This is a genomic window from Sphingobacterium endophyticum (assembly GCF_009733535.1).
GTDB classification, from domain to species: domain Bacteria; phylum Bacteroidota; class Bacteroidia; order Sphingobacteriales; family Sphingobacteriaceae; genus Sphingobacterium; species Sphingobacterium endophyticum.
Window position 1 is genome coordinate 19717 of record NZ_SMMI01000007.1, and the last position, 23496, is coordinate 43212.

Sequence of the window (23496 nt, forward strand, 5' to 3'; positions counted from 1 at the left end):
TCCCATCTGTATTGTGAATACCCTCACAATAGGTTCTACATCAGTTTCTTAAAAATTTTAAAAAAAATTTGGTTATTTGTTTAGCTGCTAATTATCTTTGTAACTAAGATATTTTATTATGAACGATAAAGACCATAATTTTCTAATTGAGAACTTCAGACTTGCTAGTAGGCAATATTCCGATGCTTCCATTTTTATGCATGAGGCCATTGCCCGTAAAGCTGGGCTAACTGGTTCCGACCATAAGTATCTGGGACTAATTCTTCAGCATGAAGAACTGACAGCAGGGGATATCGCAAAGCTAACTGGACTTACAACTGGTGCTGTGACAGGATTGATAGATCGTTTGGAAAAGAAAAAGCTTCTCAAAAGACAATTCTCCAAGGATGATCGAAGGAAGGTAATAATAAAACCTCAAGTTGAAAATAGCATGAAACTACTGGCACCAATCTTCAACGAATTACAACAAAAGACTTTGGAGTTGATCGCAACTTTTTCTGAAAAAGAAATCCAAACTATTGAAAGATATTTTAAGGAAGCAACTTCAATAATGAGGGAGACTACAAATGCACTAAATAATAAATCAAATGATTAGAATGGAAAGTATTACTAATGGTTATTTAACTCGGGCGGAAATATGGCTTTGCCTAACAATTCTGCTTTATTTTTTAATGAATGGAGCCCAAATATTTGAAACTGCCGTATTTGTTCCGAAGTGGATTAATTCTGCTCCAGATAATTTTAATATGTTATCGGATGGTCCAGGAACAAGTTTAAAGATATTTTGGATTATCATGCATTCGATTCATGAGATTATCTTTATTCTGGCTATAATTTTTTGTTGGAAAATAGATCCTGTTCGAAATTGGTTGTTGATTTTGTTCGCCATTCATTTTGCGGTTAGAGTGTGGACACTTTCTTATTTCGCACCGAATATTATTGATTTTCAAAGAATAGCAGAAAACCCCTCACTTTCAGATAATTTGTTGGACAGGACATCCATGTGGCAAAAACTGAACTATATAAGGGTAGCAATCTATGTTGGGCTTTCCATTGGATTAATACCATTGATTATTAAGCTATTTAACATGAGTGATAAATAGTATGGAATTAAAACGAACTTATAATCTATTACAGATGATAGAGTAAACCAACTGAAAGGTAGTTAATATCTAAAGCGCCCCCTTCAAATGGATAAAATTTCACTTTATACCCCGCATAAAACGAAGATTTAATAGCACTGAAATAATATGATAATCCAATTGTAGGGTTTATAGCTAGATAATTTGCCTTAGCAAATCCATTTGAAGTTACTCCTTCATATTCTACCTCAATTTTGCGTTTGTAAAAATCTCCAGAAATCCCTATTCCGCCATAAATATTGAAGTTGCTTTTTGTTTTATCCTTTAGCTTATAGATGATGTCTGCACCAATAGTCGTCATATGAAAGTTACTATATCCAACAAAAGCTTGAAAGTCAGTGTGATTGTTGTAATCATACTTTCCAGTGATGCCATAAAAGGTATCATAACTTGGAGCCTCTAACATAACATCTGTGAATAGACCAACAGCGTATTTTGAAGTTTGTGCAAATGATGTTAAACTGAAAGTTAATAGGGTAAAAAATGAGAGTAAAAATTTTTTCATGCGCAAATCTATGAATTTAATTAAATTAAAGAAATTTTAAGGTTGAATTATCTTTTTATTAGTCCATATGGATAGCTTCTAAATGTCATTGGTATTTGATTAACGATATTGAATTTTAGAATAGAATGATTAAATTATCATGAATACAATATCAAATATGAAAACATCATCAGAAGTTGATAAAATCTTACTTCAGGTTAGTTCTGGATTAAGATTGGGAGATCTTCGAAAGCTAGCGGCTGGGATTAAGAAAGATCATAAATTAGCAATGGAATTATGGGCTTCACGGGTTTTTTTAGCAAGAATGTTAGCTATCTTAATTATGGACAAGAAGGAACTTTCTGAGCTTTTAATTGATAGTTTGGATAATGACATTCAACAACATCCAGAAGGGGAGAGATTGCAGTTGATTGATTGGCTAATGGCAAATCAGTTAATGAAGGACAAAAAGACAATTTCCTTGATGGAATCTTGGGAAAACAGTAATTCATCCCTACAGAGGAGGATTTTCTGGTATTATCAAGCTAGGCTAAGATGGATGGGGCAACCTTCTCCAGCAAATACTGAAGAATTGCTTATAAAAATTGAATCAAGAATAGAGGCTGAAGTTCCTGAAGTACAATGGGCAATGAATTTTACGGCAGCCCAGATTGGAATATTTGATGAGAAATATCGTTCAAGATGTATCGCCTTAGGGGAACGAATTGGTCTTTATAAGGATGAAATGGTTGCCAAAAATTGCACCCCTAATTATTTGCCCGAATTTATAGCGATTCAGGTTGCAAAACTGAAAAAATAGGATGCTATTTAAATCTCTATATTTTCTTGCCCTATGATAAGTTAATTTTAGATTGACCCTTCTTAATTTTAAGGTTAGAAAATTATGCTATTCGCTATGAGAAAGATCATTGCTGCCTTTAATATGACCCTGGATGGGACCTGTGATCATACTTCCGGAACTCCAGATGCTGATTTGCATCAGCATTATACAGATTTAATGCTAAGTTCCGACGCCCTTTTGTATGGAAGGATTACCTATGGGCTTATGGAATATTGGAAGCCATCTGTTTATCAACCTTCTGGTATTCAATCCATGGATGACTTTGCAAAAGGAATAGACCAGGTTCGAAAAATCGTTTTTTCCAATACACTTAAGGAAGTAGATTGGGCAAGTGCTGAACTTGCAAATGCAAATTTAGAAGAGGTTGTTCAAAATTTAAAAAAGGAACAAGGAAAACCACTCTTAATATGCAGTAGGAGTTTAATTATCCAACTTTTGAACCTCGAACTTATCGATGAATTGCAATTATGCATTCACCCTATGGTTGAAGGAAAGGGATTGGAGTTTTTTGAAAAGATCCATCGCAGGATTTATTTTAATTTACTCAGGACCCAAGTTTTTAAAAGTGGCATAGTCATGTTATGTTATGGGATGAAGAAAGATTAGAGTTTATGCATTTTTACAAACTTCAATATTCCATGGATATTTTTTTGAGCTTCAGTATCTGATTTAGGGAATCGATATTGCATCTCTACATATTTATTGTCCTTTAAATAAGATATAGCAGTTCCTTCAATATATCCATTGACCGGTTTTTCATTGTAAAATACTTTTACATATTCATTATCATAAGAAGGCAAGTCGGCATGTTCCTTATTAAAGTCTTCTTCATTTTTATCTGTTGATTTCCTTTCAAAGTAAAATTCCACTGGACCTTTTGCAGATTGGTAGGCGAGATAATGGTCTCCTTTTTTTACCGAGTCAATTTCACTGAAGGGAGTATCTTTCGTTTTTAGCATCAAGTCATCAAGCAGATAATTTCCCATGTAATAACTTGTATAGGGGTCATTCCAGAAACTTGTTGGTTGGTTGTTGACCTTGAGTTGTTCCATAGTTGCATTTGCCCATTCCGGAATATTTAGGTTGAGCTTTTGATTTACTTCTTTTAATTTATTTAGCGCAGCCGTTGAGTCTGATTCCAGCATAGGAATGGCGGTTTCAAATATAAGCTGACCTTTTTGATAAAATCCTAAAAGATAGGTGCTGTTGTTACTTGTTGCCCAGTAAAGGCCAGTTTTATAGTCAGGTTTTTTAACAAAAACGGGCGTTTCATATAATATAGCAGAATAGGAGCTTTGAGCTGCTTCGATACCGCCAAAAAGAGGGTCACCCATGGAAGAATAAGAATCCGAAAGGTAAACTTCTTGGTCATCGTAGAGAAGAGTTGCAGTAACAAATAAATCCCCGAATTTCGGGTCTTTATAAATCAATTCCTTTTGTTCATAGATTGTGGTATCTGTGGACGCGAGATTTTTTCTTATTTCCCCTCTATGATTGTAATACCGTCCAATAAATGGAAAAACCTGATCCGCATTCGTCATAACAAATTGGTCATCGCTTTCCTTTTTAGTGATTTCATTTTCAAAAGGTGCATTTCTTAACCATTCCTCAAGGTCTTTATCAGTCAATTCTGCAACATCATCGTTCCAAGTAAAATTCTTTCCCCTGTTATCGCAACTTATAAAAGTGATGGATAGAGAGGCGAAGAGCACTAAAAATATTTGGTTAAATGGTAAATTCTTTTTCGTAAACATAAGTAGTTCATTGTTTTCAGGATCAAGATATCATTATATATGTAGGAGGAAAAATATCCAGTATCTACAAATCGTTTACAATGTTTTTAATCTTCTGAATAACAGGTTTTTAATGGTGGGATGAGGTTTTTTAAAGGGAGCTGATAATTTTAAAAATGTCTAATAGCGTTCAACGAAATTGAGTATTTCTTGTTATATCATAAACCCAATTCATGGAACGTATCAACAGTCTTATGCAACTTTTAACTTACCTTGTGAATTTTAGTGAAGCTGAGTTGGAAATTATAGCTTCATGTTTTAAACCCAAATCATTTAACCGTAATACGATTATCCTAGAAAGGGAAGAGGTCTGTAAAGAATTTTACTTTGTTTATAAAGGTTGTTTGAGAACTTATTTTTTGGATATTGAAGGAAGGGAGCGGACAAGATATATTATGTTGGATTTCAACATTGGCACTGCTCTTTCAAGTTTTATTTATGAGAACCCATCCTTTGAATATTTAGATGCACTAGAGGATACAGAAGTATTGGCAATATCGTATTCAGATTTTTATCGATTGAATAAGGAGCTTCCCAATTGGACCTTTTTTTATCAGAAAATTTTAGAGATGGCATATTCTTTCCAGAACAAGCGGATTGAAGACTTGATTATGTTATCGGCAAAAGAGAGGTATGAACAATTGATCAAGGAGCGACCAGAGTTTATTAAAAGATTGTCGAATAAAATTATTTCATCATACTTGGATATTGCCCAGGAAACACTTAGCCGATTAAAATCTAAATAATTTAATTTATTGACCTAGGTCAAATGTCAGAATAGTGGAAACCTTTTCCTTTGTTATATAACAAATAGAAAGAAACTATGAAAACTTACATTTTAATTTTTCGCATGGATATAGTATCTACCGATAGTCAACCTACAAAAGAACAGATGGAGAGTTATATGAAAGATTGGATGAAATGGATCAATGGCATTACAGAAAAGGGTCAATTAGCCGACGGAGGGCTGCATATAATGAATGAGGGGAGGGTATTGAGGCCAGGCGATGTCGTAGAGAATCAACCGTATACTGTGAATAAGGAATCGATCAATGGGTATATTTTAGTAAATGCACAGGATATCGATGGAGCTGTGGAGATTGCAAAGGATTGTCCGATATTAAATGGCAAAGGAACTAGCGTTGAAGTACGGGAAGCGATGAAATTGGGAATGTAAGCTGTTTCCCTGCCTTTCCCTCCCAAAAATGCTCTTCATTCCATGTCGTAAGATATGCAAACTGTTTTTCTTGGTTTTAAACAGTGATTGCTTTTGAATAGTTTATAAGAAATGGTTTCCAAAGATTACGCTTTGGAATGACAGAGGGGAGGTGATGGAAACTATTTTCTTAGCTATGCTAAATCCTGTTACAGCTTGTCTTTCATTTCAATATATTTCGGATAGGATTCTGCATTTGGCAGTTCAAATTTCTCATCATTGGGCTGCCTGCCTTCAGCATTTTGGTATATTGCGACTCTTTTGACTCCATCGGCGGTACTTCCGCCGATTCCATTGATCACACTTAAGGTATTTCCGGGACCTGCAAACCTAGTCGTGACCATCTTTTCCAAAATTACCTGCGGAGTATTAGGAGCTTCAAAGGCGTTGTCTTTATTGACATTTCCATCGGTTCCTGTAAATACTGCATAAGACCCCATACCGATGCTATGGTGTTCTTGTAGGGAATTGGCAACTTTATAAGCCGCATATCCTTTAACTTTTCCGTTTTGGCTACTCCAGCTTGCTTGATTTGGCGCATCATAAGGAGGTTCATTTTGAAAGAAATAGGTTCTACCACGTTCGCCCAACCAAAGCACCTCATATTCTTGGTGATGTTCGGCAAATAACCCATATAAGGTGACATCATCGCCTGAGACGATCAGTCCGTTTTTGCTGCGGTCTCTAGTCCAACGATGTTTCCCACCTGGTTGAGAACCATGATCTGCACGCCATAGCCAGAAGTGATCCCCAACAACCTGGCTACTGTTTATTTCCATAGAGGAATGGATTTGAATGTCGTTTGGCTGAACCCCACCAACACGACAGGTAATGTCAGTTAAGAGTATTGGGTCCTCCGTATGATTTCTATCAGAAACTTGGTTACCAACTCGGATTTGATAGGTTGTGCTATTAAAAGAATCCATTAATAAACCTGCTACGATTATTCCATCCTTGTCGTCGACAAAGATGCAACCCCATGAATTGTTGGATGTTGGTTCTAGGGTTACAGATGCAATGCCAGCACCTAAAAGAATTGCATCTTTCCGATTTACTTGAATAGGAGCATTTAAGGCATAATGTCCAGGGGTGAAAAATATATTCTTACCGTCCTTTAATGCTTCGTTAATCTCCTTTTCGGTATCACCTTCCTTAGTAACATACCATTGGCTTAAGAGATCTTGGATTTCAGCTTTACCAGGGTTATTTTCATTCCAGGAAGTTCCCTTACGATCATGTTGCCAATCTGGTACAAATACTTTGTATTCGCCATCCTTATCGATAAAAAGGAAAGGTTTTTCCCGAATGACGGGAGTTGTTTTGATGATGGAGTTAATTTGGTCTGTCGCCGGAGGATTAATACATCCTTGCCAAACCATATTATAAGAACCACCCATTGTGCCTGAGCCTTCAGGAAATATAGTGTTTCGGGTGTACCATTGTTGCTGGCCAGCCCAATGTGGCCTAGTTGTTTTAAAATGTGAGTCAGCGATAAATCCGCCGCTACCCCAAAAGTTCGTGTCGCCAATATCCGAGATAAACTTAGAGGTACTTTCGATTTGTAACCGTCGTGCACTAGTTGATTGCGACACAGTCCATGCAAAATCACGTTGGATGGTTACATTTTCAACTGATCGCCAAAAAGTACAGGTAGCATTTGCACCACCTGATAGATGTGGTCTTGTGAATAATGAACCTAATTTAACATCAGTTGGGAGAAGACCTAAGCCTCCTATATGCGAATAAAAACCTAATTCGATGGAGTTTGCAGAATCTGATGAAGCCGATCCTGAACCCCCTGGATCATATGATTGTCCATCGATATTAGGTTTGAAATAATAAGCCTGTCTTTTTGTTGTCCATTCTCCATTTGCGCCACCTAGACCAATATATGGGAAGTGAGCTTTTAACTCTTTTTGGGCAGTTATAGCTTTTTCATATTTTCGATCATAGAAGAAAACATGTTCGCCAAATATTTGATTTTCTAAGGATATCATGATAGACTGTTTACCTCTCGAGATCTTATAGTAATTTTCGTACTTGTTCTTGTTTGGTTTCCTATCGATAAAAGTAAGTTTAGAGGTTGATCCGACAGAAATAAATTCCGTCGCTAGCCGGCTGCCACCACGACTGATGACATAGTTTCCGGACTCACCAAATTCGGTCCATGTAATTGTTATGCTGTTGCTTTTCTTATTGAAGATGATTTCGCTGTTCTGAGTTTTCTGCTTTTGATGAGGGTTGGAATAAGAAGGACTGAACATACCTAGACCAAGAAACAAAATAAGAGATAAATAGAGAGCCTTCAAATTCATAGCTGTGCTTTAAACTAATTAAATTGGGTGTAGAAATGTTTAATTAATTCCAAGATAGAAAATAATTCTAAAAACTTAGCTGACTCTTGCTGGAGGTGAGCTTGCTGTTGATTAGGGAAGGTTTAAAAGAAATGGTTTCCAAAGCTTACTCTTTGGAATGACACGGGGTGGGGGGATAGAAACTGATTTAGGAGATTGCTGTTGATTTTAAAGTTTAAAAGAAATGGTTTCCAAAGCTTACGCTTTGGAATGACACGGGTGGGGGGATAGAGGCTGATTAATAAATTCAAATTAACTAACAATAGTTTGTAAATTTAGTAAGCCTTTTATGAGAATTATGAATTCGATTTTAAGTGTTTAATTCCTGTCCATTTTCTATTTAAAGTTTTACTAGTTAAACAGCATTCGTTATGACAGCATTAATAAAAACTCCGCCAATTAAATTTGATATTAATTTAGACATTTCAAGGTTTTTAAGGATAACTGGAATTATCATTGTCGGGATAATTTCTATATGTATTCTGCAGGATTTCCTTGAGGCCAAGCGAAGCCAATATTCATTCAATTTTTCGGAGTCGCTGTTGTTTAAGTCAGTCTGGGTTTTGTTTTTGCCCATACTTGCTGTTCTTTATTTTATGATAAACCGATATAAGATTTGGAATTGGAAAAAGATGCTTCAAGCCGTCTTGTTGGCTATGTTATCACATCTTTTTATGTTGCCTATTTTATCATACGTTTTCTCCACTCTCTTTTTTAACAATCAATATGATATATATAAATTCCTCTCGTACTCCTTAAGCCATGATCTATTTAAGTTACTTGTTGTATATGTTGGGTTTGTTTCTGGATTTAGCTATTTAAATTATTCAAAAAATGAAGCTATTCATTTGGAGGAAGTACAATTACAAAATGAAATTGAAGTTGAGTTTTTGTTGATTAAAAACGGTAAAAGCATTGAAAAGGTTTGTATTCGAGAAATTATCTTAATAGAGGCGTCTAAGCCTTATATTTCAATACAAACAGCAGAAAAGAATTTCTTATACGCAGAAACATTAAAATCTATTTATCATCAGCTGGACAAGGAGACTTTTGTTCAGATTCATCGATCTAGAATTGTAAATATTGAATCTGTGAAAGCTTATCATTCACGATTGAATGGAGATTATGATGTGTTGTTAAAAAGCGGCGAAAAAATAAGATTGAGCAGGACCTTTGTTGAAGGGTTCAAAAAATGTTTAAACAGTTCAACACGCTCTGGCGTATAAAGTCCTCCACTCAGCCCATTTGATTTTTTATGAAAATCTGGGAGCTATATGTTTGCTTGAAATAAGAACAAGCATCATGAAAATCTTAAAAACAATTTTATTATTTGCTATTGTTCAGGGAACTGCGATTTCCTGTCAAGGCCAAACGGTTACTATGGACGAAGTTGGCGGTCCTTGTGAGGGTTGTGAAGCAATATATGAATTCAAGGACAAGGTATTGCAGGCTACCGATACATTGCCAGGTTTTTTGAGTAATGAACCAAAAATGGTCATAAGTGGGACTGTGTATTTGAAGGATGGTAAGACGCCTGCTTCGGATGTAATCATCTATATCTATCATGCCAATCGAAAAGGAATATATGAGCTTAAGGGCAATGAATCGGGATGGGTAAAACGTCATGGATATAATCGTGGTTGGGTAAAAACGGGAAAAAATGGAAAATATACCTTCTATACCTTTCGCCCTGCATCCTACCCAGAAGGAACAGAACCTGAACATATTCATATCACGATAAAAGAACCCAAGTTAAAGGAATATTACCTAGATGAGTTTTTCTTCAAAGATGATCCTCAATTGACTATGGATCTTATTAACAAACTACCTAAGAGGGGAGGATCCGGAATTGTGGTTCCCCAAAATAGGGAAGGTAGATTATATGTTCATCGAGATATAATATTGGGAATGAATATTCCAAACTATAAGTAATTTATGGAGCTAAGAACCAAATTTAACCATGCAATGCCAGGTGTATTTAGCTAATTGAAAAATATCCTTGAACTGTTTTTTGATTTTCTTGTCTTCAAAAGCCCTTCCTAGGATGTAGGCATTGATTAAACCGTTATCTGCGACTTGTTGAGCAAATTCATAAGTTTCAACACCTCTGAAATTATCTGGGAAATCAAGTAGATTAATTTGATAGCCATCATTCCAAATCAGGGAAATGTCGAATTTATCGCAAAGGGTATGAAACAGGTGTTCAAGTTCTGTACCCTGGAATGAAGAATCAGCAACTAAAGTGCTGATGTCCTTTTGAAGGTCAACTGTTTCATGGATTTGAGTTTCAATATAGAAATCCAGGTTATGGGATTGTAGATTATGCAGTTGATTGGATTCCAAAAAATGGTTGGTTTTTTCATGAAAATCCTTTAGGTTTTTGTAATAAAATCCTAATGCATTGTTTCGAACAAAAATATCATAATACAGTTTTGAATAGACCTGAAATAGATTTTTAATAGTCCCCCTTTCCTTTGGCATTAAATAAGAATCGCCGTAGGTAAAGGTGCATTTGGTTTTGATTTCAGGGTTGCTGATGAAATAGCAAGATCCAAATCTTGGTGAAGCCCCATCACGAGTTCCGGTGAGATTTAATGCTCCATATTTGGGTCTTTCTTTTGTATTGGAGCCAAAAATATTATTGAATAACTTATTTTCCCATTTATCCCTTTCACCACCAATCTTGGCACTTAAGCTACCTGAAGATACTTTTGTCTGAAACTGGTTTTGGTATTGACCAAGGTCAATTAAGCCTTCTATTATAAGCTTTCCATCCTTGCTTAGCCTATCAGGATGGAAATGCAAATTCACACAAGCTTTATCAATCAAATTCCGGTTAAAAAGTGAATGTTCATCCTCCGATACATTGGAGAACTTTAATATGGATTGAATTTCTTCAATTTCTTTTCCAGAATTATATTCAATTTGCTCGTTTAGCTTATCAAAAAACCTTTCCATCCTATTAAAATTTACTATTTAAGTAAATATAATAAAATCCCTAAACCATGGCTATGTTTATAGCATTCAATAATTAGATAATCATACATGATCATATTTGGTATTAATTATTTTTTTTTCAGCAGGATGGTAAAATGCCTTAATATTTCGGATTCCCAAACGATTTCAAGTCCTGATTTTATTTCTTCTCTACGTTCGAAGATGTTTTTAAGAGCGACGGCTACATAATCCAAATGCTTGTAGGTATAGGTCCTCCTAGGGATAGCCAGTCTCAATAATTCCAGTTTTGGGAATCGGTCGAGTCTAGTTTCTGGGTCCCGATCAGCCAATAATGTCCCTATTTCTACTCCACGGACACCAGCCTCTTTGTAAAGTTCAATAGCAAGGGTTTGGGCAGGATATTCCTCACGAGGAACATGGGTAAGGAAATTTAGAGCATCTACAAAAACCGCATGACCACCTATAGGTTTTTGGATTGGTATACCATATTCAATTAGTTTATTACCTAGATATTCAACCTGGTCGATTCTTGCTTTGAGATATGGCAGTTCCGTAGCCTCCAATAGTCCTTGAGCAAGTGCAGCAAGGTCACGACCTGCTAAGCCACCATAGGTAATAAATCCTTCGTAGATTATGCCCATGTTTCCGCAGGCACGATAGAGCTGTTCATTGCGCATTCCCAATAGACCGCCGATATTGACTAGTCCATCTTTTTTTGCGGACATCGTAAAGCCATCGCCATATGAAAACATTTCCTTTACGATTTCTTTGATCGTTTTATCTTGGTATTCAGCTTCTCTTTCCTTGATGAAATAGGCATTTTCAGCAAATCTTGCTGCATCAAAGAACACCGGGATTCCATATTTTTCAGACAAAGCCTTGACAGCTTTGATGTTCTCCATCGATACTGGCTGACCACCCGAAGAGTTGCAGGTCACAGTAATCATACAGAAGGGGATATTTTCCTTTGGATGAGATTGGTATATTTCCTCTAGTTTTCCTAGATCGATGTTTCCTTTAAAAGGGTGTAGGTTATTGATGTCAAATGCATCATCAATAGTGCAATCAATTGCATGAGCTTTACGAAATTCGATGTGACCTTTGGTGGTGTCAAAGTGTGAATTGCCTGGAACTACATTGTTCTCTTTTACCAGAATGCTGAACAGTACATTTTCTGCAGCTCTGCCTTGGTGAGTTGGGAGAAAGTAAGGAAATCCTAAAGTATTTCTGACAACCTCGCGTAATTTGAGGTAAGATTGGGAACCTGCATAGCTTTCATCTCCCATCATTATTTCGGCCCATTGTCTGTCAGACATTGCGCCAGTACCACTATCGGTCAATAAATCAATAAAAACTCGGTCGCTAGCTAGATTGAAAAGGTTATTTCCTTCTTCTTCAATCCATTGTTCACGTTGTTCCCGGGTTGACATGAAAATTTCCTCAACCATTTTCACTTTATAAGGCTCTGCCCAGGGTAATTCCATAGAATTTATTTTTTGGTCATTTTAGGGGAGTAAATTAGCATAATTTTAATTATCCTACTGAATAAAATGAATGAAATATACTTTTCGTAAATAATTCCTCATTCTGTTGAAAAAACCTAATTTTATAAGCTAATAATCTGAAAGGTTGTGATTTAATTTCTTGATGAATTTTCCATATTTTAGTTATTGCAATCATCTTAACCATAAACTTATCCATATAGCCATGAGATTTCAATTTTTATTTGTCCTTATATTCCTGATTTCAAGTTCAACTTTTGCCCAACAACCACTAAAACTTGCTGTTGCCGGTTTGAGTCATGGACATGTTGATTGGATTTTTAACCGCAAGGATAAAAATGATGTGAAATTAGTTGGAGTTTATGAGACCAATCAGGAATTGGTTGATCGATATGTTGAGCGCTATAAGCTTGACAAGTCTATGTTTTATACGGATTTGGGGGCAATGTTAGACAAATTGAAACCTGATGCGGTTTCAGCGTTTGGTGCGATCAGTGAGCATATTGATATTGTGAGGGCATGTGCTCCTCGAAAGATTCATGTTATGGTAGAAAAGCCTTTGGCGACGACCTTATCAGATGCAAAGGAGATTGAAAATTTAGCAGAAAAGCATAAAATTCATGTTTTGACGAATTTCGAGACTTCTTGGTATGAAAGTAATCAACAGATAAAAGGTTTGTTAAGCGCTGGTCAGCTAGGTGAAATTCGGAAAGTGATGGTCAATGATGGTCATCAAGGGCCAAAGGAAATCGGAGTGAGCAAGGAATTTTTTGAGATATTGACTGATCCGACTAAAAATGGGGCAGGTGCATTGGTAGACTTTGGTTGTTATGGTGCCAATCTGATGACCTGGTTAATGGATGGCGAACGTCCATTGTCAGTGACAGCAGTTATCCAGCAGAATAAGCCTGATATATATAAAAACGTGGATGATGAGGCAACCATTATCTTACAATATCCAAAAGCGCAATGTGTGATTCAGGGTTCATGGAACTGGACGTATTCGCGCAAGGATATGGAAGTTTATGGAAATAAGGGCTATGCAATTGCCGTTGATGCAACAACTTTGAGAACGAGGTTACAAGAAAATAAGGCTGAAGAGACTAAGAAATTAAGTCCGAGACCAGCACCTTTTAATGATCCGTTTTCTTTGCTGGCGGCAGTAGTCAGCGGTTCCATTAAACTTGAAAAAAATGATCAATATGGACTGCCAGTCAATGTAACTGCAGTCGAAATTCTAGAAGCTGCAATGAAGTCCGCAAAAAGTCGTCAAACTGTTGTTTTGAAAAATTAAAATTATTCTTCCCTTAGTGAATTAACTGGATTGGTTCTGGCAGTTTTAATAGCCTGCCAGCTGACAGTAACGATAGCAAGTATAAGTGCCAACATACCCGCTAATAAAAACGTCCAGAATTGTATATGAATGTGATAGGCAAAGTCCGAGAGCCATTTATCCATAGATAACCAAGCCAGGGGTGTAGCGATGATGATAGCTATGAACACCAATTTGACAAAATCTAAGGTCAATAAATTGACAATACTGAAAATAGAAGCGCCAAGAACCTTTCTTACACAAATTTCTTTGGTGCGTTGCTGAGCAGAATAGGCAGCCAAACCCAATAGGCCAAGGCAGGCAATAAAGAGTCCTAAGCCTGAGAATGCAGTGAATAATTTTTGAAATCTAAAATCGGCTTCATATTGTTTATTGAAGCTATTGTCCAAAAATGTAAATGAAAATGGCCTATTTTGAGCGATTTTAGTCCATTTCTTTTCAAGGCTTTTTAAAGTTTTACTTAAATGGTCGGTTTTAATCTTTAAAGTTAAATACCTAGAGTTTGTAGGGTCAAGGATTAATGTCAAAGGTTCAACTTTTTGATGTAGTGATTGATAGTTGAAATCTTTTACGACACCTATCACTTGTCCTTGCCTTCCCCATTGGTCAAACCTTTTTCCGATGATGTCCTTAGGATTCGGATATCCCCAAGCCTTCGCAGCAGCTTCATTTACCAACATTGATTGGGTGCTGTCAATTGCAAAATCCCTTGAAAATCCCCTTCCAGCTAAGACTTCAATTCCGAAATTATTTAAATAATCGACATCTACTTGGTAAAGTGGCTGGGTTAATTGCATTAATTTTCCTTCTGATGTTTCAATTCTCGTTCCGGCATGAGAGAAATAGGTTCCCGGAACTGTCCTAGCTACAGAGGCAGAAATGACATCCTTATTCTCTAGGAATAGCTGTTTCATAGTCTCTGTTTTATTGGACAAATTGCTATCGTAATTATAGTCAATAACCAACATCGCATCCTTATTAAAACCAAGATCTTTGTTCTGGAGATGTTTTAACTGATCAAAAACAATGAATGTACCTGCGATCAATGCAATAGATAGGGTAAACTGGAAGACGACCATGACCCTTCTGAGAGTAACTCCATTTGGAGCCACCTTAAAGGTCCCTTTTAAGACGGAAATAGGATTAAAGTTGGATAAAATAAACGCAGGATAACTACTTGCAATGAGTGCTGTAGTTGAAATAATAAGGAGGAATATAAGCGCACTTTTCCAGTTGATAATGGCTGATAGTGTAAAAGTTTTACCAGTAAAACTTTCCGCTAATGGCAGAAATATAGCAATAAGGGCAATTCCAATGATAGCCGCTATGACCACCAGGACTATTGATTCCTGCATGAACTGGAATATTAAGCTTTTTTTGTCAGCGCCGACTACTTTTCTGACCCCTACTTCTTTCGCTCTTTCCATGGATCTGGAAGTTGCTAGATTCATGAAGTTAGCACATGCAATACAAAGGATAAAAACTCCAATGATTGCAAAAATATATAAGCTTTGCGGATTTCCGGTCTCCCCGGGTTGGCGTTCTGCTTTTGAATGCAGATAAGCATCAGTCATGGATTCGAAATGTAGAGAATAGCTGTCATTAGTTAGATCTTTATGTCTTTCAAGAAATGCTGGGATCTTTGCATTTAATTGTTGAATGGTATTTCCTTCTGCTAGAACAAAGTAGGTATAGAAGTCCACATATCCCCATGCTTCAAAGGGTTCTTTCCATGTTTTTCTAAAAGAACTTAGCGACATTAATGCATCGAATTTGAGGTGGGAGTTGCTTGGCACATCCTTCATAATGCCGGTGACTTTGTAGACTCCGGTTCCAGCACGACCACCAGTTTCTCCACCCTCTATTGATTTTCCCATAGGGTCCGAGTCTCCAAAGTATTTTTTTGCTGTTGATTGGGTTAAAACAACCGAATAAGGCTCTGTGAGCGCAGTGTGAGGCTTTCCTTTAACCAAATCCCAGGTAAAGACATCAAATGCTGTGGAATCCATAAAGAATACCCGGTCTTCTTGAAAGGATTTTTCTCCATATTTCAATAGGATGGATGCCTGACCTGAAAACTGGACCATTTTTTCGATCTCCGGAAATTCAGCTTGCAATGCCGGCCCCACCGGATAATTTCCCCAAACTTGATCTGGACCGTACGAGCCAGTGTCATCTTTCCAACTGTGAATAATTCTAAATATCCTATCTTTTTTGGTATGAAAACTATCATAGGACAGTTCATCCATTATGTAAAGACTAATAATAAAACTGCAGGCCAAGCCAATTGCCAAACCAAAAATATTGATGAAGGAATAGCTTTTGTTCTTAACTAAGCTTCGCCATGCGATTTTAAAATTATTGCGTATCATTGGGATATTTTACTAATTAAATAACTCTTTCCAATTTAGCTGCCAATTAATTAAATAATTGATAGATAGTGTTTTGTTGATTTTATTAAGGAGAGTTATGTTCAATTTCGAACATGTTTTCGTCCGAAATTGAACAAGTAAAATACTATATTTGATATTCAGTATAAAAGAGCTAAATCAATTAATTTATCACAATTACAGAAGAAAAAATGAATTCATTTCCAAAGTATATGACCTTCATATCGATATTACTTGTATTGATGTCATGCGGAACAAATACAAAGAAGGAACTAACGATTGATTTGATTTCATTTGCAGATTCTAGCAAGGCTATTCTTCCTCATTTAGTTTCTGATCAAGACCATCTCTATCTTTCTTGGGTAGATACTTCCGATCATGAGCATGCCGAATTGAAATATGCTAAACTCGAAGATGGTCATTGGGGAAAGCCTGTTGTTCTTTCAAGTGGGACAAATTGGTTTGTGAATTGGGCAGATTATCCGATGATTTCTGTAAATAATGGTCAAGTATTAAGCCATTATCTTCAGAATTCTGGGACTAAAGGAATGGCTTACGATATCTATTACAGAGTTTCGAAGTTGGGTCAGGCAAATCAAGAAAAATTTAAGCTGCTCCATAACGATAATACCGCTACGGAACATGGGTTTGTTAGTATGCTTCCTATGAGTGATTCTACATTTTTAATTGCTTGGTTAGACGGTAGGAATATGGCAAGCCATGATCATGGATCGATGCATTCGCATGAACATGCTTCTGGAGAGATGAGCGTGAGAATTGCAGAAGTAAATCTTCAAGGTGAATTAAGAAATGAAACTGTGGTTGATGAAATGGCCTGCACCTGTTGCCAGACTACAATGAGCATGACTGAGAGCGGTCCGGTGTTAATGTATCGTGACTGTAGTCAAGATAATATTCGTGATATTTCCATTGTCAGATTGATTAATGGCAATTGGACCAAACCGGTAAGCATTCATCAAGATAATTGGTTTATTCAAGGTTGCCCAGTAAATGGACCAAAATCAGATGCAATGGGTAAATCCTTAGCAGTTGCATGGTACACTGGGGCGAATGATAAGCCGAAAGTTCAGGTAGTTTTTTCAAAGAACAGTGGTGAATCATTTCAAAAGCCGGTATTAGTAAGTGATGGGGAAGTTGTTGGGAGAGTGGATTTGTTGATGCTATCAGAGGATGAAGCAGTCGTTAGCTGGATGGAAACGATAAATAAAGAAACATTTTTATTTGCAGCAAAGATAAATGGGGAAAAAGGTTTGTCGAACAGGGTGGAAATCGCAAAGATGTCCTCCAGTAGGAAAACTGGATTCCCTCAAATGGAAAGGTTGGGGGATGAGCTTTACTTTGCTTGGATGGATATCAATGAGAAAGGATCTAACCTAAAAACTGCTGTTGTTCCTGTTCAAAAGTTTTAATTTATAATCAGAATAAAATTATTATTATTTTTTTATTAATTATCCCATCAGATTCCTGTTAAATGGAATAAGCTCTTATCTTTAAACCTAGAAAAGTAAAATACTACCCAATGAAATCAACCTATTTAAAACATTCATTAATCTGTAACAACATTTTCTTGCTTATGATTCTCCTATTCGCTTTAATTCCCGAGGGGTTTTCTCAAAGTGCAGAGGTTAAGCTTTTTGCCCACAGGGCTGGTGCTCATGAATTCGACGAAAATACGATGCAAGCCTTTCAAGCTAGCTATGACAAAGGATTGAGGGGCTTTGAAACTGATGTTAGGTTATCAAAAGATGGACATTTGGTCATCTTCCATGACGATTCCTTTGAAAGGATTGTCGGAATTAAGGGCGGAATTGAAGATTTGACCTTGGAAGAGATCAAAAAATTAAAAACAAAAAAAGGAAATCCTATTCCTACACTCGATGAAGTTGTTGCTTTCTTTAAGGATAAGCCCGGGGTATATATTGAATTTGAGATGAAGACCAATAAGCCAGTATATGATGAAGAAAAGCTTCATAAATACTGTGACGAGCTTTACAAAAGAACATATTCAAATAAACCTGTTGGTTCAGATTATTTGCTTACTTCATTTGATAAAAGACCACTACAATATCTTAAGAAAACCTATCCTGATGTTGACATGCTATTTATTAAAGGGGAAGGTCTTTCGCAGAAAGTTGTGGATGAAGCCAAAGAATTAGGGATCAAAAGGATAGGTGCAAGTGTACATGGAACAACCCGCAATATGGTTATCGAAGCTAAAAAACAAGGAATTATGGTCAGTCTTTGGCCAGGAAGATCAATCGATGATTTTCTATTGGGGGTTTATTTAGGAAGTGATTATTTATGTTCGGATGTACCCGTTGCAGTTACAGAATGGGTGCAGAAAAATGCGCCGCAAATAAAATTGAAATAGATAGAAAAGCGGGAAGTAAATCCCGCTTTTATTCTTTTATTCACAGTAGCTTTCGACTTTAGTAAACTCGTGCTCCAGATGTAATAAATATTCTTTCTCGTAATTGTTTATTCTTTCTATAGTGGCGTTTTTTTCCATGTCATGGAAATGAAAGCCCGCGATTCTTTCCATTCCAACAAATTCATTCATTTTGTGAAATCCGAATAAAATTCCTTCGTCGACGGATTTCTGTTCGAAGAACTCTCCTTCCAAAGTAAAGGCAGTGTCAGGAGCATTCCATGATGTGGTTGCCATGTATTTCTTGCCCTGCATTAGACCTCCTTTGCCGTAATTTATAGCTGGATTCTTACGACTTCTACCATCACTGAAATACATACCATTTTGGTGACCAACATTAAATACTTCATCAATATAATATTTAAATCTGTTAGGAACTTGAAACCACCAGATAGGCATATGGTAAATGATAATATCTGCCCATTTGTAATTTTCGACCTCTTTCAGAGGATTAAATTCGTTGTTTATATCAGTTATACGAACCTGGAAGCCATTTTCTTTAAGATATTTTGTGGTCCAAGCTGTAATCGTACGATTGAATGCCCCGCCCGAATGTGCGAATACCTGACCTGCATTGATAATAAATATGTTCATATTCTATAATTTTTATTATTGATATCACAAATGTCTATTACTTTTATGTATATTTAAAATAATTTAAATTTGAGTTTTGTATTATAAAAATTATAGATATGCGTTGGAATCTAGAATGGTTAAGAACATTTAAAGCTATTTATGAAACAGGGACACTTTCTGCTGCTGCTCAAGAGCTTTATATCTCCCAACCTGGAGTTAGTTTGCATTTAAATTCTTTAGAGTCTTATACGGGCTCTAAATTGTTTGATCGATCATCTAGAAAGATGGTACCTACAGAAAAAGGAAAGATTCTCTATAATTTTGTCTTAGAACCATTGGATAAATTGGAGTTGGCGGAGGAACAGTTTCATAAACGTTCTCAGACGGAAAGGGCAACTATATCTGTAGGAATGTGCTTTGAAACTTTTCAATATACCTTGGAGGAACATGTTACAGAACTTCCCTTTAACCTGATTATTAAATTCGGAGGATACCAGCAGATGCAGGAAGACCTTGACAATGGTTCTTTGGATCTTATTGTCTGCTCTCATAAAGGCAATCAGAAGAACTTGGAATATGAAGCTTTTTCAAAAGAGCGAATAGTGCTTATTGCGGGAAATAAGACGGATACTAAAGAATTGGAAAAACTATTGCAAGACGGAAAATTTAAGGAAGCCTCATCTTGGTTGAAAAAACAGTTGTGGTACAGTACAGCGGCAGATATGGATCATCTTAAACACTTCTGGATGAAGCACTTTTCTGAACATACCGACTTTAGCCCCAATTATATTGTGCCCAATATATCTTCGATAATCCGATGCTTAAGTGATTCCGAAGGGTTTTCGGTCGTTCCTGATTTTTTATGTCAAGAAGCGCTAAATTCTGGTCTAATTAAGCTTGTTTATGAGGGTAAAGATCCTCTGGAAAACATCTTGTATTTCGGTACTCGAAAAAAGACGATGTATAAGAAGGAAATCGATCAGTTGGAAGGTTTGTTGAAAGAAAAATGGTAGCCAAAAATATCGATTGGGTTTATAAGGTTTTTTGTGGTTCATAAAATTATTCTTAACTTATTTTTAGTGAGGCTATAGACTAAAACTAAAATGTTCAATCGAGTACTAGAAATTGAACAAAAAAGAAAAGAAAGGAGTTGAGCTTTGACATTGAATCTGAAAAAAATCAACAACCCTGTATTGACTATACGAAGCAATGAAATAGAATCAATCAAGGGTTATTATAAAAAGCATGGAATAAATGCAATAGATAGGTTAAATCGTACACTTTTAATGAATGCAACTATGAAAGGCAATTTTGAATTGCTTTCCTGGGCCATTCAACAGAAAGCGGATTTAGACCGACAAGATAAAAAGGGTTTGACTGCCCTGCATATGGCGGTTGAAAGAAATCAATTCAATCTAGTCTCTATTTTGCTAAAATCCGGAATCAACGTTGACTTAAAAGATCATTTTGGAAATACCGCATTGTGGCGCGCAATGATGGATAATGTCGATGTTAATATCATTTATTTGCTCTTGCAATATGATGCTAATCCAGATCTACCTAACAATTATGGCATATCCGCTCGAGAATTAATCAGTGAAGAAAATAAAAATTGGGAATTGTTAAAGCGAATATTTGATGATTTCAAGCCCTCTTCTTTATAGATTTATGATTAAAAAAACCATAAAGAATTACCCGTAGATATTTTTTTAAAAATTCTATTTAGAATAAGTTAAAAACAGAAGTATTTACTGTTATTGTTGTTTACTCAAGAAATGATCATTCCATTTTTTGATAACAGCGCATGTTTCATATGCTTCTTGTTTGATAAATTGTTGAAGCAAGGATTCGAGAGTAAGCTTAAATTCATCGAGATGATTGAAATTACCTTCTTCATCCCGGTAATCGGTGAGAATTTCTAAAAGAAAACAATGAGTTTCAAACTCGCGGAATTTGTTTTGATAATTACGATCAGCGGTTAACCACAGCTTTTCCAGTTGAAAACCGGATTTTATATGCAAGTGGCAGGCGTCTTCGTATTCTGTACGATGGCTTTTGAGTTCCTTTTTCATCTTCTCGACACTAGATTGCAGGTTATCATACAATGACGACAAATGAATCTGCACCTCTCTTTGTTTTGAAATAAGTGGCATAACGATAGTTTTTGGATGCTCGCAAAATTTTCAACAAGTGAAGTTCAATATTGTTTTAATAATTTATTGATTTATTGTGAATTAAAATTTCAATCTGCATTTAATGCGTTAAAAGAGATATATTTGATTATATGAATGAAGTTAAAATTAATGGATATCAATTGGAGATTTGTTCCAATTCCATCTTTTCTGCCAAGCAGGCACAATTAGGAGGAGCGAGTAGGGTAGAACTTTGTCAGAATTTGGAGAATGGAGGAACAACTCCATCGTATGGTCAAATCAAATTGACCCGTCAAGCCTTAAGAATTGGTGTACACGTTTTAATCAGGCCGAGGTCTGGTGATTTTTTATACACAGAAGATGAATTTAACGAAATATTGGAGGATATCCGATATTGCAAAGTTTCTGGATGTGATGGAGTGGTAATCGGAATATTAAATGCAGATGGAACTGTTGATAAGGAAAGAATGCAGGTACTGGTAGATGAAGCAAAACCTATGTGTGTTGTTTTCCATCGTGCTTTTGACCGGTGTTCCGATCCCAAAACCGCTTTAGAAGATATTATTGAATTAGGTTGCGACCGAATATTAACTTCAGGTCTTCAAAATACTGCTGTGCAAGGAAAGGAATTATTGAAAGAACTTATTGAACAAGCCAATGGAAGGATAGAAATAATGCCTGGATCTGGGGTGGATGCTTCGAATGTAAAAGAAATTTTGACCCATACTGGAGCAAGAAGCATACATTCTTCGGCAAAAGTAGTGGAACATTCAAAGATGAAATTTAAGATTCCAACTGTAACAGGTATGGATGAGGATGAAATATATAGCTCAGAAAGTAAGGTTAGGGCTATAGTAGAGCAAATAAAAAGCCTGTAGATTCTACAGGCTTTTTAATATGTCGATGTTAAACTTACTTATTTAGCTTCTGCTGTAAGTTTATCTAAGATTTCATTGTTCTTAGTGATTTGACTGTGCTTTGGCATTCTGCTTTTTGAACCTGGTTCAATATTACGGCCAAGCTTTAAAAACTGTACTTCAACGCGTGCAACAGTTTTATTTCTTCTATCTTTTCTTTTTAAACGTGTAACTCCCATTGTTATCAAATATTTTTAATTGTTATTAACGAGGTCGGAAGCGGATTCGAACCGCTGTAGGAGGTTTTGCAGACCTCAGCCTAGCCACTCGGCCATCCGACCCTTTACCTTTACAGGCATGCAAAAATAGGATTTAATTTTAAAATAAAAAAACCTTTTTCGCTTTTTGTTTAGGTATTTCATCCTAACCCTTATAAAACCTTGATTCTGAATTCTATTTGTGGATTTTAATAATAAATAGAAAAGTGGATAAAATTTTTTATAAAATTAATCGATTGATTATTAAATGTTTGCACGTGCTTTTTTACTGTTTTAAGAATTTGGTCTAAACTTTGCAAGGTTTGGCATGTCTCTTACAATGAAAAGAGTCACTAATAAAGATAAATAAAAAGACTATGAAAAAACTATTACTTTCAATCGGCGCTGCATTCTTATTAGCAGCAGGAGCTCAAGCTCAAACAAGCTATGGATTAAAAGCTGGTGTTAACTTAGGTAAATATTCTAACGTTCCTGAAGCTTCTAAAGACTTTCAAAAAAACAATGTTTCTTTTTATGTAACTGGTTTTGCTGATATTCCTGTAGCTCCACAATTCTCTATCCAACCTGGTGTTTCATTACAAGGAAAAGGTAGCAAATTTGAATATGATGGAGACGCTGGAGATGGATCATCAACTTTAAATGTGATGTCAATTGAGGTTCCAGTTAATGCAGTTTATTATATTCCTGCTGGTTCTGGTAACGTATTCTTAGGTGCTGGTCCTTATGTAGGTTTCAATATCTCTGGTAAAAACAAAATTAAAGGAAATGTTGCTGGTGTTGGTGGTGAAGGTGAATACGATTTAAGTTTTTCTGGCGATGATAAAGATATGAATCTAATCGATGCTGGTGCTAACTTTATGGCTGGTTACAAATTCAATAACGGATTGTTAATCAATGCTGGTTATGGATTAGGATTAACAAACCTTAATCCTGATAGTGGAGACAAATACTCTAGCCGTGTATTATCATTCGGTTTAGGTTTCCAATTCTAAGCAAATTGAAAAGGGCTTAAAAGCCTTAGTGAATAAAAGAGAAAGTGCAACCCCTGTGGGTTGCATTTTTTTTGAATATATTTCATTTGATTCTTGAGATAGGGTTTTTTGATAAAGTTTTTTACTTAATCAAATGAATTGATGTTGTTCCGGTAAA

At 36.0% G+C, this 23496-nt stretch carries 24 protein-coding genes and 1 tRNA gene; 15 read left to right on the plus strand and 10 right to left on the minus strand.

The features are described from left to right. Positions 1–118 precede the first annotated feature (118 nt). A complete protein-coding gene (locus E0Y80_RS10460) occupies positions 119–595 on the plus strand; it encodes a MarR family winged helix-turn-helix transcriptional regulator (protein ID WP_156307618.1) in 477 nt (158 codons plus the stop codon). 1 nt (position 596) lies between these two features. Next, the gene (locus E0Y80_RS10465; RefSeq protein ID WP_156307619.1) at positions 597–1103 is read left to right on the plus strand and encodes a transposase; all 507 of its coding nucleotides are present in this window, start codon (positions 597–599) and stop codon (positions 1101–1103) included. Between the two features lie 28 nt (positions 1104–1131). Here the strand turns inward: E0Y80_RS10465 and E0Y80_RS10470 are convergent, their stop codons facing one another. After that, on the minus strand, positions 1132–1647 hold the full coding sequence (locus E0Y80_RS10470; protein WP_156307620.1) for a hypothetical protein: 516 nt from the start codon (positions 1645–1647) through the stop codon (positions 1132–1134). Positions 1648–1804: 157 nt separating this feature from the next. Between E0Y80_RS10470 and E0Y80_RS10475 the strand changes: the two genes are divergently transcribed. Then, positions 1805–2446, plus strand: a complete 642-nt coding sequence (locus tag E0Y80_RS10475; protein ID WP_197091556.1) for a DNA alkylation repair protein — start codon at positions 1805–1807, stop codon at positions 2444–2446. 96 nt (positions 2447–2542) lie between these two features. After that, positions 2543–3094, plus strand: a complete 552-nt coding sequence (locus tag E0Y80_RS10480) for a dihydrofolate reductase family protein (protein ID WP_156307622.1) — start codon at positions 2543–2545, stop codon at positions 3092–3094. Here E0Y80_RS10480 and E0Y80_RS10485 read toward each other — a convergent pair. Next, a complete protein-coding gene (locus tag E0Y80_RS10485) occupies positions 3091–4242 on the minus strand; it encodes a hypothetical protein (RefSeq protein WP_156307623.1) in 1152 nt (383 codons plus the stop codon). The genes E0Y80_RS10480 and E0Y80_RS10485 overlap by 4 nt on opposite strands. Before the next feature lie 212 nt (positions 4243–4454). Here E0Y80_RS10485 and E0Y80_RS10490 point away from each other — a divergent pair, with 212 nt between their 5' ends. Beyond that, complete coding sequence (locus E0Y80_RS10490; RefSeq protein ID WP_156307624.1) at positions 4455–5027, plus strand: Crp/Fnr family transcriptional regulator; 573 nt, start codon at positions 4455–4457, stop codon at positions 5025–5027. Between the two features lie 104 nt (positions 5028–5131). Further along, positions 5132–5458 (plus strand): YciI family protein, encoded by a 327-nt coding sequence (locus E0Y80_RS10495; protein WP_197091557.1) that lies wholly within the window; start codon positions 5132–5134, stop codon positions 5456–5458. Positions 5459–5646: 188 nt separating this feature from the next. Here E0Y80_RS10495 and E0Y80_RS10500 read toward each other — a convergent pair whose 3' ends face one another. After that, positions 5647–7812: an Ntn hydrolase family protein gene (locus tag E0Y80_RS10500; protein ID WP_156307626.1), complete on the minus strand. Its 2166-nt coding sequence runs from the start codon at positions 7810–7812 to the stop codon at positions 5647–5649. Between the two features lie 410 nt (positions 7813–8222). Between E0Y80_RS10500 and E0Y80_RS10505 the strand changes: the two genes are divergently transcribed. Then, entirely contained in the window at positions 8223–9077 is an 855-nt protein-coding gene (locus E0Y80_RS10505; RefSeq protein WP_156307627.1) for a LytR/AlgR family response regulator transcription factor, read from the plus strand. Between the two features lie 76 nt (positions 9078–9153). Continuing rightward, a complete protein-coding gene (locus E0Y80_RS10510; RefSeq protein WP_156307628.1) occupies positions 9154–9783 on the plus strand; it encodes a dioxygenase family protein in 630 nt (209 codons plus the stop codon). A gap of 9 nt (positions 9784–9792) precedes the next feature. Here the strand turns inward: E0Y80_RS10510 and E0Y80_RS10515 are convergent, their stop codons facing one another. Beyond that, positions 9793–10809, minus strand: a complete 1017-nt coding sequence (locus tag E0Y80_RS10515; protein WP_156307629.1) for a DUF3626 domain-containing protein — start codon at positions 10807–10809, stop codon at positions 9793–9795. 107 nt (positions 10810–10916) lie between these two features. Further along, a complete protein-coding gene (locus tag E0Y80_RS10520; RefSeq protein WP_156307630.1) occupies positions 10917–12293 on the minus strand; it encodes a tryptophanase TnaA in 1377 nt (458 codons plus the stop codon). A gap of 223 nt (positions 12294–12516) precedes the next feature. Here E0Y80_RS10520 and E0Y80_RS10525 point away from each other — a divergent pair, with 223 nt between their 5' ends. Continuing rightward, positions 12517–13605, plus strand: a complete 1089-nt coding sequence (locus E0Y80_RS10525; protein ID WP_156307631.1) for a Gfo/Idh/MocA family protein — start codon at positions 12517–12519, stop codon at positions 13603–13605. A 2-nt stretch (positions 13606–13607) separates the two neighbouring features. Here the strand turns inward: E0Y80_RS10525 and E0Y80_RS10530 are convergent, their stop codons facing one another. Next, entirely contained in the window at positions 13608–16016 is a 2409-nt protein-coding gene (locus tag E0Y80_RS10530; protein ID WP_156307632.1) for an ABC transporter permease, read from the minus strand. A gap of 209 nt (positions 16017–16225) precedes the next feature. Here E0Y80_RS10530 and E0Y80_RS10535 point away from each other — a divergent pair, with 209 nt between their 5' ends. Together E0Y80_RS10535 and E0Y80_RS10540 are read left to right on the plus strand one after the other, a co-directional pair. Then, positions 16226–17464, plus strand: a complete 1239-nt coding sequence (locus E0Y80_RS10535) for a hypothetical protein (RefSeq protein WP_156307633.1) — start codon at positions 16226–16228, stop codon at positions 17462–17464. Between the two features lie 110 nt (positions 17465–17574). Then, positions 17575–18426 (plus strand): glycerophosphodiester phosphodiesterase, encoded by an 852-nt coding sequence (locus tag E0Y80_RS10540; RefSeq protein ID WP_197091558.1) that lies wholly within the window; start codon positions 17575–17577, stop codon positions 18424–18426. Positions 18427–18462: 36 nt separating this feature from the next. Here the strand turns inward: E0Y80_RS10540 and E0Y80_RS10545 are convergent, their stop codons facing one another. Beyond that, positions 18463–19077, minus strand: a complete 615-nt coding sequence (locus tag E0Y80_RS10545) for an NAD(P)H-dependent oxidoreductase (RefSeq protein WP_156307634.1) — start codon at positions 19075–19077, stop codon at positions 18463–18465. A gap of 98 nt (positions 19078–19175) precedes the next feature. On the opposite strand from E0Y80_RS10545, the gene E0Y80_RS10550 reads away from it, so the two are divergent. Both E0Y80_RS10550 and E0Y80_RS10555 read left to right on the plus strand, forming a co-directional pair. Beyond that, positions 19176–20072: a LysR family transcriptional regulator gene (locus E0Y80_RS10550; RefSeq protein WP_156307635.1), complete on the plus strand. Its 897-nt coding sequence runs from the start codon at positions 19176–19178 to the stop codon at positions 20070–20072. A 144-nt stretch (positions 20073–20216) separates the two neighbouring features. Beyond that, positions 20217–20723, plus strand: a complete 507-nt coding sequence (locus E0Y80_RS10555) for an ankyrin repeat domain-containing protein (protein WP_231596015.1) — start codon at positions 20217–20219, stop codon at positions 20721–20723. A 90-nt stretch (positions 20724–20813) separates the two neighbouring features. Here E0Y80_RS10555 and E0Y80_RS10560 read toward each other — a convergent pair whose 3' ends face one another. Beyond that, positions 20814–21212, minus strand: a complete 399-nt coding sequence (locus tag E0Y80_RS10560) for a hypothetical protein (RefSeq protein ID WP_156307637.1) — start codon at positions 21210–21212, stop codon at positions 20814–20816. Positions 21213–21343: 131 nt separating this feature from the next. Between E0Y80_RS10560 and E0Y80_RS10565 the strand changes: the two genes are divergently transcribed. Continuing rightward, positions 21344–22090, plus strand: a complete 747-nt coding sequence (locus E0Y80_RS10565) for a copper homeostasis protein CutC (protein ID WP_156307638.1) — start codon at positions 21344–21346, stop codon at positions 22088–22090. 38 nt (positions 22091–22128) lie between these two features. Here the strand turns inward: E0Y80_RS10565 and E0Y80_RS10570 are convergent, their stop codons facing one another. Further along, positions 22129–22308 (minus strand): spore protein, encoded by a 180-nt coding sequence (locus tag E0Y80_RS10570; RefSeq protein WP_156307639.1) that lies wholly within the window; start codon positions 22306–22308, stop codon positions 22129–22131. Positions 22309–22339: 31 nt separating this feature from the next. After that, positions 22340–22410 (minus strand) — tRNA-Cys (locus E0Y80_RS10575). A 293-nt stretch (positions 22411–22703) separates the two neighbouring features. Here E0Y80_RS10575 and E0Y80_RS10580 point away from each other — a divergent pair. Then, positions 22704–23339, plus strand: a complete 636-nt coding sequence (locus tag E0Y80_RS10580) for a porin family protein (RefSeq protein ID WP_156307640.1) — start codon at positions 22704–22706, stop codon at positions 23337–23339. Positions 23340–23496: the final 157 nt, after the last annotated feature.